The sequence below is a fragment of the Parabacteroides bouchesdurhonensis genome, assembly GCF_900186615.1.
Taxonomy (GTDB): Bacteria; Bacteroidota; Bacteroidia; order Bacteroidales; family Tannerellaceae; genus Parabacteroides; species Parabacteroides bouchesdurhonensis.
This window is the reverse complement of record NZ_LT896588.1, coordinates 2,814,983-2,827,601: the sequence shown is the minus strand read 5'-3', so window position 1 is coordinate 2,827,601 and position 12,619 is coordinate 2,814,983. Positions and strand designations below refer to the sequence as shown.

Annotated in this window: 11 protein-coding genes; 1 reads left to right on the top strand and 10 read right to left on the bottom strand. The window is 41.5% G+C overall.

What is annotated here, in order from left to right; genetic code table 11:
• Positions 1 to 171 precede the first annotated feature (171 nt).
• Entirely contained in the window at positions 172 to 663 is a 492-nt protein-coding gene (locus C1721_RS12220; protein WP_102408531.1) for an NUDIX hydrolase, read from the top strand.
• Positions 664 to 773: 110 nt separating this feature from the next.
• Here the strand turns inward: C1721_RS12220 and glmM are convergent, their stop codons facing one another.
• From glmM to C1721_RS12170, 10 genes are all read right to left on the bottom strand, one after another.
• Positions 774 to 2,162 (bottom strand): phosphoglucosamine mutase, encoded by a 1,389-nt coding sequence (gene glmM, locus C1721_RS12215; protein WP_102408530.1) that lies wholly within the window; start codon positions 2,160 to 2,162, stop codon positions 774 to 776.
• Between the two features lie 9 nt (positions 2,163 to 2,171).
• Positions 2,172 to 2,732, bottom strand: coding sequence for a BamK family beta-barrel-assembly machinery protein (locus C1721_RS12210; protein ID WP_102408529.1), 561 nt, complete (start codon positions 2,730 to 2,732; stop codon positions 2,172 to 2,174).
• A 54-nt stretch (positions 2,733 to 2,786) separates the two neighbouring features.
• Positions 2,787 to 3,836 carry a DHH family phosphoesterase gene (locus C1721_RS12205; RefSeq protein WP_102408528.1) on the bottom strand — a complete coding sequence of 350 codons (1,050 nt, stop codon included), beginning with the start codon at positions 3,834 to 3,836 and terminating at the stop codon, positions 2,787 to 2,789.
• Between the two features lie 40 nt (positions 3,837 to 3,876).
• Positions 3,877 to 4,992, bottom strand: coding sequence for a ComEC/Rec2 family competence protein (locus C1721_RS12200; protein ID WP_234347437.1), 1,116 nt, complete (start codon positions 4,990 to 4,992; stop codon positions 3,877 to 3,879).
• 193 nt (positions 4,993 to 5,185) lie between these two features.
• A complete protein-coding gene (gene rpe, locus C1721_RS12195; RefSeq protein ID WP_102408526.1) occupies positions 5,186 to 5,836 on the bottom strand; it encodes a ribulose-phosphate 3-epimerase in 651 nt (216 codons plus the stop codon).
• 119 nt (positions 5,837 to 5,955) lie between these two features.
• Positions 5,956 to 6,132 carry a hypothetical protein gene (locus C1721_RS16200; protein ID WP_187117235.1) on the bottom strand — a complete coding sequence of 59 codons (177 nt, stop codon included), beginning with the start codon at positions 6,130 to 6,132 and terminating at the stop codon, positions 5,956 to 5,958.
• Positions 6,133 to 6,210: 78 nt separating this feature from the next.
• Positions 6,211 to 6,804 (bottom strand): RNA polymerase sigma factor, encoded by a 594-nt coding sequence (locus C1721_RS12185; protein WP_102408524.1) that lies wholly within the window; start codon positions 6,802 to 6,804, stop codon positions 6,211 to 6,213.
• Between the two features lie 200 nt (positions 6,805 to 7,004).
• Positions 7,005 to 8,600 (bottom strand): OmpP1/FadL family transporter, encoded by a 1,596-nt coding sequence (locus C1721_RS12180; protein ID WP_102408523.1) that lies wholly within the window; start codon positions 8,598 to 8,600, stop codon positions 7,005 to 7,007.
• A 31-nt stretch (positions 8,601 to 8,631) separates the two neighbouring features.
• Positions 8,632 to 9,954 carry a hypothetical protein gene (locus C1721_RS12175; RefSeq protein WP_102408522.1) on the bottom strand — a complete coding sequence of 441 codons (1,323 nt, stop codon included), beginning with the start codon at positions 9,952 to 9,954 and terminating at the stop codon, positions 8,632 to 8,634.
• A gap of 322 nt (positions 9,955 to 10,276) precedes the next feature.
• On the bottom strand, positions 10,277 to 12,502 hold the full coding sequence (locus C1721_RS12170; protein ID WP_234347433.1) for a hypothetical protein: 2,226 nt from the start codon (positions 12,500 to 12,502) through the stop codon (positions 10,277 to 10,279).
• Positions 12,503 to 12,619: the final 117 nt, after the last annotated feature.

Sequence of the window (12,619 nt, the reverse complement as noted above, 5' to 3'; positions counted from 1 at the left end):
TATTTAGTAATAACGTTATTACTAACAACATTATTACTAATAAATCTATTACAGTGCTCAGCCTCCATCTTCCGGTATTACCGAATGCAGGAAGTTGCCGGGTAATCTGTAAGCAGAGAAACGGGGATAAGATTTATTCCCTATATTTGTCCTGCAAAATACAATTATACAATGAAAACAGAATGGTTTCCTTTAGTGAATGAAGAAGGAGAGACAATAGGAAAAGCTACCCGACAAGAGTGCCATAGCGGCAGCAAACAACTACATCCGGTAGTGCACCTGCACATCTTTAACGACAAAGGCGATCTGTACTTGCAAAAACGTTCCATGACAAAAGACATTCAGCCCGGTAAATGGGACGCAGCCGTAGGTGGGCACATTGATTACGGCGAAAAGGTAGAAGAAGCCCTTCGGCGTGAGGTTCGTGAAGAATTAGGCATTACCGAATTTACCCCTGAATTTATCACTCGTTATGTTTTTGAATCATCTATAGAAAAGGAGTTAGTAAATACGTTCCGTACAGTCTACAACGGCATTATCACCCCCGATAAAGAAGAACTGGACGACGGCCGTTTCTGGTCGATAGAAGAAATCAAAGCCAACCTGAGCAAGAATGTTTTCACGCCTAATTTTGAGAAGGAATTCGAACGTTTATTCCTTTAAAAAGACATATCCTTTACACACAAAAGTCCCGTCTTAACATTTCAAAGGTCAGCTCTTTTGAAGTGTTAAGACGGGACTTCTTTATGCAAAAGATATATCCTTATAATTCCTTACTTGCACATATCATTTATAATCTGTATCAATTGACCGCCCAACTCTTCGGCTTCTTCCATGGTATGGGCTTCCGAATAGATGCGGATAATTGGTTCTGTATTACTCTTGCGGAGATGTACCCATTTATCCGGGAAATCTATCTTTACTCCGTCGATATCGGTAATATCATATTGGGCAAATTTCTCTTTTACCTTGGCTAGTATCGCATCCACATCTATCTCCGGAGTAAGCTGAACTTTCTGCTTGGAAATAAAGTACGGAGGATAACTTGCACGCAGTTCACTGGTCTTTATCTTTTTCTTTGCCAGATGGGTAAGAAATAATGCGATACCTACCAAAGCATCGCGTCCGTAATGGCTGGCCGGATAGATTACACCGCCATTGCCTTCGCCACCAATTACGGCATTTGTTGCTTTCATCTTGGCAACTACATTCACCTCTCCTACGGCGGCAGCGTTATACTCGCAACCATGTGCACGGGTTACATCTCGTAATGCGCGGCTGGAACTCAAATTACTTACGGTATTACCCGGTGTATGGCTCAACACATAATCGCTAACGGCAACCAGTGTATATTCTTCGCCAAACATTTCGCCGTTCTCGCATACAATAGCCAAACGGTCTACGTCCGGATCAACCACAAAACCGACATCCGCCCTTGCATGTTTCATCAATTCGGATATCTCTGTCAGGTTCTCCGGTAGAGGTTCGGGGTTGTGGAAAAAATTACCATGAGGTGCGCAATGCAACTTAAAGATTTCTTTCACGCCTAAAGCATAAAGTAAGTCGGGAAGCACAACACCGCCAACGGAGTTGACGCAATCAATTGCTACGCGGAAATTGGCTGCCTTGATAGCTTCCACATCCACCAGTTTAAGATTCAGTACGCTCTCTATATGTTTTTGCTTGTAGGTGTTGTCTGCGATAACTTTTCCTAAATGATCCACATCCGCAAATACAAAGTTTTCGGAAGCAGCAATTTCAAGCACTTCATTACCTTCGGCAGCATTCAGAAATTCGCCTTTCTCATTCAATAATTTCAAGGCGTTCCATTGCTTCGGATTATGGCTGGCAGTAAGAATAATTCCTCCGCATGCCTGCTCCATAGCAACGGCCAATTCTGTAGTTGGCGTTGTAGCCAGATCAATGTCTACAACGTCAAAGCCCATGCCTGTAAGTGTACCCAGTACGATCTGTTTCACCATCGGACCGGATATGCGGGCATCACGTCCTACAACAATTTTATTCGTTTTCGCTTTTGTGTTTTTTCTTATGAAGGTAGCATAAGCAGCTACAAACTTCACGATAGCCAACGGATTCAGTCCGTCTTCCGGACTACCTCCGATTGTGCCCCGGATACCGGAAATAGATTTAATTAAAGTCATAAGTTCGGATTATTTTTCGAATACAAATTTCACTTTCTCAAAATAAACAGGAATGCCATTGGTGTTAAAATAAGTCTGCTGTGTGAACCGTTTAAAAGGAACTATCATCTTTACATACGCACTATCGCCGACATAGGCTAACGCACTGGCCAATCCTTCACCTATAAAGACATAAGTATATTGCCCGCTTGTTGAAGTGTTATACCCGTAAGTAAACTCTTCTGGATAGCTGTTGCTCTCTGTCAGCGTATTAAAACTTGTCGTATCTCCCAACAACGGGTTTGCAATAAACCTACATAATATTTTCGTTGATGCCAGTACCGGACGATTTCCGTTCCCGGAATCTATTACATTCAGATAGACATCATTATCCAACTTTACAAACTGGTTCGGTTTAAAAACACCGTCTTCCGGATAATCGTCCAACACCTCAATACCTTCTTTATCAATCAACCGGTTTATGGCTTTTTTCTCTGCCTTCAACATATCCGTGTACGTTTTTCCTTTATTACAAGATATGGCAAGCAGAGCAGCACATATAATCAACAAGATATTAAAACCTCTTTTCATCTGTTATTCTTTAAAATATAATGCACGGCAAATGTAAATAATCTCCGTCACATCTTACTCATTTTTATTTAATTCTTCTATTTTATTAGGATTAAATTCTTCTAATCCTTTCTCAAATGCAGCTACAGCATCAGACAAAGTGCCGTAAAACTCCCCTCCGGAAGCATTCTTATGCCCTCCTCCATTAAAATAGGCTGAGGCAAACTGATTACATGGGAAATCGCCTACCGAGCGAAGGGATATCTTTACATAATCGGAATCTTCACGAATAAATACGCTAAAGCTGACACCTTCCACGCTTAGCGGCAGGTTTACAAACCCTTCGGTATCTCCGGTAACATAATGAAAACGATTCAGTTCCTTCTCAGACAAAGTTATCAAAGCTGCATTATATTCGGGATATATTTTCATCTTTTCATACAGTACATATCCCATCATACGCAAGCGGGATTCGGAATATACCTGATTTACCTGACGATATATCTTGTCTTTGTCTATTCCTTTTTTTATCAACTCTCCTATAATCGTATATATTTCCGGCTTGTTGGAGTTGTATGTGAAAGAACCCGTATCCGTCATCATTCCCGTATAGATACATTCCGCCGTATTTTTATCCATCAAATCGAACATTCCCATACGGCAGATAAACCGGAAAACCATCTCGCTTGTAGACGACATTTCAGGATATGACATCGTTACACGACAAAAATCCGCAGGATTCAAATGATGGTCTATCATAACCTTACGCCCGGAAGAAGCAACAACGGCAGGCGCCAGTTTCTCTATCCGTTTCGGTTCATTGAAATCAAGGCAAAAGATAACATCCGCATCACGAATCAGTTGCTCCGCAAAATCGGGATATTTCTCATAATTCACAATATCCTTACTTCCGGGCATCCATTTATAAAATGATGGAAATTCGTTTGGAACAATTACTGTAACACAATCTTTGCCATAGGCCATCAGGAAATGATACAATCCTAATGATGATCCCAAAGCGTCACCGTCCGGCGATACATGCGTTACTATAACAAAATTTTCGCCTTTCTCTACGTACTTCTTGGCTTTCTGAATCTTTTCTTCCTGAATGATTTTTGTAATCATATAATCTTACTAAATTTTCCCAGCCAAAGGTACTACTTTTTTATATTCCAAAAGCATAATACCTTTTAATAAGCTCGGCAAACAATTTAATTAACAATAAAAACAGCCATAAAAGCAGGTATTTCGGAGTATATTTCCGTATAGATGCCATTACAGAAAATAGAATGCCATAGCCAATCAGCATATCCGAAAAGTCAAGCCGGAACGTGAATGCCGCTCCCGGAACATGGCTGAACAGGTCTACAATCTTCACCATCCATCCCGCCAGTGTTTCTACAACTTGTTGTAACACTTCCAGTCCCGGTAACCAGTGCGGCATTCCAAGCCATAGCAAGGAAAGCGGGACAAGCAACATAGCGATAATAACAAGCGGCAGGTTTGTAAATAAAAACACAGAAGATACCTGACCGAAATAATAGCAACAAAGCAATGACGTACCTATCTGAGCTGCCACTGTTACTGTCAGTAAATCCCAAGGAACAGCCAACAATGGGTTCTTTACAACTATACATCTTCTCAGCATCGGCTGAATATAAAGGATAGAGAAAACGGCTATATAGCTTAACTGGAAACCAACATCAAACAAGTATAACGGATTGTACACCAACATGCCGAATGCGGCGGCGGCCAACGTATTATAACTATCTGCATTACGCCTCAACGCCTTTCCCGTCAGATAAAGCGACAACATCAAGCCGGCGCGGACAGCCGATGCGGCCAATCCGGTAATACATATAAATCCCCAGAGCAGAACAAGTGTAGACAGATACTTCAACCACTTCCATATCCCATAGCGTGGAAAGAAACTAAGCAGGAATGAAATGAATCCGCAAACTATCGCCACATGAAAACCACTGACCGCTAAAATATGGGCAACTCCGGCAACGGAAAAACGTTTTCTTGTTTCTCTGTTCATGCCTTTGCGATATCCCAAAGTAATCGTTGCCAGTACTGATTTTTCTTCATCCGGCAAATGCAAAGAATCAAAAGCATCTACCAGTTCCGTCTGTTTCTCTCCGGCAAGTTGCAATATTGCAGTTTGCTTCGCAGGCCTGTTCTGCTTCCATTCCGTTACTTGCACCGAGAGGGCCAACAATAAACAGGCAAAAGCAGCGCCCCATATCCACCGGGCACTATAGCAGCAGGTAGCACCCATTTTTCTATTTAGGAAAACGGCAGATAGTAATAACAGGCAAGGATACAACAAGAATAGAATTGAAAGATAATTGTATGAGAAAGTCAATTGCAACAAGATTCCGGTTATCCATAAAAAAAGCGGCCGAACAAAAGGCCGCCTTTGTAGTTCTCTTATCATTTGTCAAGGTTTGGTTTCCATATTTATTCAAATATCATAAAGCTTTCAGGTCTTTTATAGTTTGCACCGGATCGGGGGACTTAAAAACGAAGCTGCCGGCCACCAGCACATCCGCTCCTGCTTCAATCAACCGTTTGCCGGTTTCAAGATTTACGCCGCCATCTATTTCAATAAGCGTATTCAGCCCTTTCCGGTCAATCATTTCCCTGAGCCGTGCCGTTTTCTCTACAGAATGCTCAATAAAACGTTGACCTCCGAAACCGGGATTAACCGACATCAGCAATACCATATCCAAATCTTGTATAATATCTTCCAGCAAGCAAACCGGAGTATGCGGATTCAATGTAACCGCCGCTTTCATTCCAGTCTCTTTAATAGCAGTTACCGTACGGTGTAAATGTGTACTTGCCTCATAATGTACATTCATCATATAAGCCCCTGTGGCAGCTACTTCATGGATGAACTTCTGAGGTTCCACAATCATCAGATGCACATCCATCGGCTTCTTGCAAACCGACTTTAACGCATCAAGTACAGGGAAACCAAAGGAAATGTTCGGAACAAACACTCCATCCATTATATCCAGGTGCAACCAGTCGGCATCACTGTTGTTTATCATTTCCACCTCTTCTTGCAAACGCATAAAATCGGCAGATAACAAAGACGGGGCTATTAAATGTTTCATATCTCTACGTTCTTTTTGCAAAGATAAAACAAATTGGTATAACAAATAAACAGTTGGCAGTTAATATGAGAAAATCCCATTTAACTGTCAACTGTCATTACTTGTAACCTTTAACTTTTCTAGTTCATTACATAACCGCAGAATTCTGTTCTCAAGGCAGTTTCCGCATGATAAACCCGTGCAAACTGAGTAAGGAAATCTAATGTTTGTTTGCGAGGAGTGCTATGCCTTCCTTCAGGGTTTCTCTTGGTTTTATTGTCCGTTTCATTCATACATTGAGTAGAAGATCTCTTCATAGGCATCGTTTTTTTCTGTTTGATAATAGAACGTTGCCATGAGCTACTTATTGCATGAAACGAAATTATTTTATCAAATCAAGCCAACGAAAGTTCTATCCGGTTTTCTTCGGCCATACGCCGTATGTTTAATATGGCATAACGCATACGCCCCAAAGCAGTATTAATACTTACGCCTGTAATATCGGCAATCTCCTTAAAACTGAGATCCTGATAATAACGCATCTCCAATACTTCCCGTTGGCTATCCGGCAAATGCCTTACCAGTTTTTTAATATCGGAAAGGACCTGATGGCGTACAATATTATCTTCAATTGTTCCGTCGCAAAGTTTTATATTATTAAACAGGTCTACTTCCACTTCATCATTCGATATCGTATTCTCACTACGTTCCTGGCGGAAATAATCGATAATCAGATTATGGGCAATACGCGTAATCCAGGCCTTAAACTTACCGTTTTCAGTATAACGGCCTTGTTTAATAGTCATAATAACTTTTACAAAGGTTTCCTGAAAGATATCTTCGGTGAGATCTTTATTACGTACTATAAAGTAAATGTAAGAATGGATACTGCTCTTATAGCGGTTCAACAATACGTCAAAAGCAGCATTATCACCTTGCGCATAAATGACAACCAATTCTTCATCGGTCATCGTTTTCAATGTACTCATTACTTTCTATTTTTAGTTTCCTTGAGTAACGTTATGCTATAGGCTATAAAGTTTTTAGTGTTATACAATATTTATTATGAAGCAAAAGAACAAAAACTATTTTAAATAAGCAAGTTTTTTATTTCTTTTCATAAAAAAATGTCCCCCATTCATACTTTTATTGTACAAACAGGGGACATTTTTGAACTAAATCTATCTTTTTAAAACTTATATCCCAATGTCAGGGCTACGCGGGTTGTTTTTGTTTTCAATGTAGCCTTCTGATTATTTATTTCTATATCTCCATCTTCCATCGGGTACAAATTAGAGAATGCATAAGCATCTTCTTTATGTACTTTATATACACATGCCAGATCCATATAGAAATTAGGAGTAAAACGGTATCCCAAACCAACAGTATAGTTATTCATGCCTCCGTCTACGGTATAATTAGGAATAGTACCTACTGTAACTGTCTCATACACCTGATCTTTCAAGCTGGCTTTAACCGGACTGTCTATCCAAGCATAACCGGCACGAACTGAAAACTGAGGTGTTATCTTTGCTTCCGCACCAATACGTAAAGAATTGCCTGCCTTGAAGTCTTCCTTAATATATCCGTTTGTTTCCAGGTTTTCCGAACCTCCGTCATAATACATCTTCATGTTCTTATAGTTGGTAAGCTCATAATCTACACTGATCAAACCATAACTTCCGATAATAGCAGCTGCACTAAACAACCATTTGTCCGGCGAGCGGTATTCATAATTTGCATAAGCGCCATCAGGAGTAGTTGCCCATTGTTCTCCACCAACAACTACGGATGTTCCTTTTGCATAGAAATAATCCGTCATCTTATACCAGGTAGGAGAAGTATAAGCCACACCGAAACGGAAATAATCCGACGGACGGACAATAGCACCTAAATTAAAAGAATATCCCGTACCATCCGTACTTAACGTGTTGTCCAACGTCAAACTACTATTATCCGTAATGCTTTCCGTATACCAAGATGAATAATCATAATTCAAGTCTGTGATAGCCAATGCGCCACCCACTAAAAACAGATCCGAGAAATTAAGGCCGAAAGCAATATTATACTGATCTATCGCACCTCTTTCCGTTACATTCAACTCTGCACCTCTCAGCTTCAGCCATTCTCCGGTAGTCGGATTTTTAAAAGAGCTGGCAAATTCCCTGCTCGTACTTCCTCCTATCGATTCTATAAAACCGGCATTATAACCCAGAACCGGCATCCACGCTCCTATTGCATACGGATTACGTCCTTCTCCATCCTGCAAATCATTTGCAGTAAATCCTTCGGGAGCATTACGATGAGCTAAACGCGTTGTAAGTTCTGCCACATAATCGGATAGAGAAGTATCCATTCCCGGTCCGGCAGACATTGTGTAATTACGGCTGTAGTTCATCGCTCTATTATAAGAGAATCCAACGTTCCAGCTAACCAGACCTTCGTCATTCGATGTAGGAAAATAACCTACATAAGCAATATTATCAAAATTCACTCTGGTACGGCTATTATCGAGCTTATTACCTAGCCAGTCCGACTTAGCTGATACACTGGACAAACTCAATGTCGTAACTACTTCCGAACTGCGATAAACAGCTAAACCTGCCGGATTGGTATGCATGGCTGAAATATCGCCGCCTAATGCTCCGAAAGCCCCTCCCATAGAAAGATAGCGGGCTGTTCCGTTCAAATCTCTTTGAGCATATTTATAGGCATCCAATTCTCCTTGTGAAAAGGCGGCACTGCTTAAAGCAAGTGCCGACATTACGATTAATATTTTCCTCATCTTATTCTCTTTTTATTCAACCTGATATTCGTTATCTACGACCACCACCCGAGCGGCTTCCACCACCCGAACGTCCACCTGAACTAACACTGCCACCGCTTGAACGGCTGCCGCCAAAGCTGCTGGAAGATCCTACCGAACTACTACGAGACGGAGTATAACTTCTCGACTCATAAGAAGACGATGAACGGCTGCTACTGTTGTTATTTGAACGGCTGGGTGCCGTATATTGGCGATTCGAAGAAGAAGTTCCTACACTGTTGCTTCTATCCACAACTCGTGAACGGGTTGTGTTCACGGAAGAAGAACGATTCGGCCTTGTTGTTACACCGGTTGCCGAAGAAGAACGACGGGTAGAACCCGAACTTGTTCCTACAGAAGAAGATGACGACCTTCTGCCTGCTCCGGAAACTGATCCTCGTGAAGTAGACGAGTTTGATCTGTCTGATGAAGACACGCGACCCGAAGAACTCCTGCCCGTAGACGTTGTTCCGCTTCTCAATGAAGACGATGTAGAACGGCTGCCTGCATAACTTCTGCCACCGGAGGTACGTCCGCTTAAGCTAGTACCTGCATAGCTCCTTCCTCCGGAAGTACGTCCATTGTTATATCTTGTATACGGAGTTGCATAATAATGATGGTGATGATGTCCCCAATAACCGCCACCCCAGCTCCATGAAGGGCCATACCATGGACTGTACCAGCCACCATACCAAGGGCTCGACCAACCGGCATAAAATCCGCCCCAGCCCCAACCGAAGCTCCAGCGTGGGCTATACCAGGAGGAATAAGACCACCACGGACTATACCAGGGATCGTACCAGCCGCCATACCAACCGCTATACCACGGATTACCGATGTTAATATTAAAGTTCACATTTGAACCATTGTCCGAATAATCGGTATCATAGCCATAACCGTAATACCCGTCGCTCAGATACAAATCTACCTGATCTGCTCCGGCAATGGTAATCTTACTGGGTGAATGATAACGGATAATGCGCTCTGTATATTCCGTATCGGAACGACGTTCAGGCGTTGTTTTTGTTTCTACGGCATCATCCTCAGCATCATCCTCATAATAAGGTTCATCTACATTCACAGAAGAATAACGGCGATTATATTCATCTACGTCCCTTGTTTCACTAAAGCCGGAATTGCTCGACGGAGCTGTTTCCGACAAAATGCGACTTGATTCTTTTTTGGTTTGTATAACTTGTTTCTCTTCCTGTTTTTCTTTTTTCTTATTTTTGCTTGAAGAGAAATACACATCATCAAAAAACTCTTCCTGGGCTACTCCGCTAAAAGCAACCAGAAGCATCACTATTAAAGATGTTAATTTCATGGGTTTCATATTCGTTTCTCCTCTTCTTTATATATTTCTAATCAATACCTTTATATAATAGACTTACCAAAGATGCTAAAGTTTAATATGCACACATTTAATATCCGGCTAAATTCTTCGCAACATATGCACAAATATAATTGGTTATTCAATGAAACAAAGCATTTACATATACTTTAACTATCTCTTTCCGGCTATCATTTGTTTTCCTTATAGAGTAGATGCAAAAAGAGATTATTTCGCTGCAAGAGACCTCTAACTTCCTCTATCCGGAGCATGGATTGTAAAATACCTGAGGCTTATCCTTATCTCCTGCATAAATAGAGGAAAATTACCATTTTAATGAAACCGTTACACCATCCGGATTATTTTCAAAGCCTAGCAAACACGTTTTGCTGGCTTCGTCCCATTCACAAGTAGCCTCTTTTATTTTTTTACCTTTTGCATCTGTAAACGTGGCCGACTTTGGTTCGGCCGGCAGCAACACACGCATTACATTCGTTGTATTTATCGGGCTCTTTGCAACAAATGAATAACTGTTTTTCTTCACTTTCTCATCATAAGCGCGGGCAGCGGCGGCCAGTATCTGAGGTGTTTCAGGATTAGCAACGCGGCCTATGTTATATAAATAAGCCTGTTCGCCCGGATTAACTGTTTTTTCTGTAAGGACCGGCAACTTCGGATCAAACAAATCGATCAACAAGCCTTTCACTACATACGGGTCGTTGCTCACACTTTCATCCAATACAGATACAAGATCATAGTTTCCCCTGGACAGCGAGAAATTATTCTTAAACTGTAATTTTCCGGCTTTTACCTTCCGTTCATACAAATCCTTAACTGTTGCCACATAGCGGGCATCGCCATTAGCCGTCAATACAAACTCCTTCGGGTCTTTGCGGATTACATAAACCGTACCTTTGCCGCAAGCATATTCACCCTCTCTGGCATCCTTCGCTATCCCCATCTCCTGAAACAGGTGTTCAGAAGGAGTTTTATACTTATTATCTCCGGTATTCCACCACTCCTGTACCTGCTGGAACGGATCGGTATCGCGTGTACTATATACCAATACACCACCTTTCTTTACCCAATCGGCTATATATCTGTGAGCCTCTTTATCCAAAGGCTTCATATTTGAATAAGACATTAACAACAACTTTGTGTTTTTCCAGCTCTCCGGATAAGATACATTCTCAAGATGCAGCAAATGAACAGGAACTCCCCGTTTTAAGAAAGGCATTGCCTGGCCAAAGAAGTCAGACAACTGAGGATCGTCATAACCTGCCACCGGTTGAGGAGTACGTTGGAACATCAAAGAATTGGCCATCAGCACACTGATACCTGTAGAACCGCTTACTTTATTATCAGACAAAGGTATATTATTCAAAGAATTAATCATAACCTGCATCTGTGTAGAATAGAAACGGGGAATACGTTCTTTCTTATCACTATTGGCACTTGTACGGTACAATCCTTCATAAATACGATCCGGCCATGGCATTACCTCATAATTATCATTGTTCGGGTACAACAATTTGGCAGTAAAGGTTGCCTGATAGTTTTTCTTATAGTCAGCCCAGTCACGAGCCCTGTCTTCAATCGGGTCTGTCAGGAAAAAGACTTTGCGCCCTGTCGGGGCAGTCATAGACTCCATACAACCATATTCAAGAAAAGCCGTTTCAAATACGCGTTCTTTAACTACGCCATTAAAGTAATTCGGCTCGCGTGAAGTGCCGGTCCATACCTGCGCAATATAGCCATCCACACAAGGAAGAGAAGCCAGGCTTGCCTCCGGGCTTACAATCTGCCACTGTGAATAATTTACCAATGAATGGGTTGGAACATAACAACGTACATCCATACCCTTGCTTTTACCATACTCTTTTGCATACGTAAAGCATTCGTTCAATGCACGATAATATAAATGATACTTCAACTTATTAGACAAATATGTATTTTCGGCAGATTCATGTTGCGGCCGCCAATCAAACCCGTAATACGCTTTCCATTCCTTTTTGAAAGCATCGCTATAACCTCCGCGAGCCCAAAATTCCGGTTCTTCCAGATAGATAGCATCAATACCTGCATCAATTACACGTTTGATATGTCTCTCTTTCATGTATTCAATAAAATTCATGGAAGGCACGATATACGGAACCATGTGTCCGTGCCAGATCGTATCTCCCTCCATAGTCACCTGGCCTTCATCCAGATGCCACTCTCCATCCCAATCTCCGGTAAAATAATCCTGGTAACTTCCCCACGCGATTCCGGTCATGAAGTGGGTGATATAACCTTTATCCCTCCAACTCTGTACACGTTGTTCAAAAGACATACCATCTCTTTTTTCCGAAGGATTTCCACCAACCCCATAGACTATAGCCACATCAGCACGCACATCCGTAGTTGGTTTCCAGGGCTGTCCGGTCTGGAAAGCCGTCTTTTCTCTTTTTCCGGCTTGGTTTTCCTCCGTTTTCTGTTCGGATTGGCATCCGGAAACAATGAAGGATAGCAAAACGCAACAAGTCAGAACCTTTTTTACATTCGTCTTCATAGATCATTAATTTAAGGCAATCCGTTTTATCGGGATTTAGTTGAACAGGCATTCAAATATTAATTCTTGCCAAAGATAACATTTTCCATTATTTTATCGAAATAAAAAATAAATTTG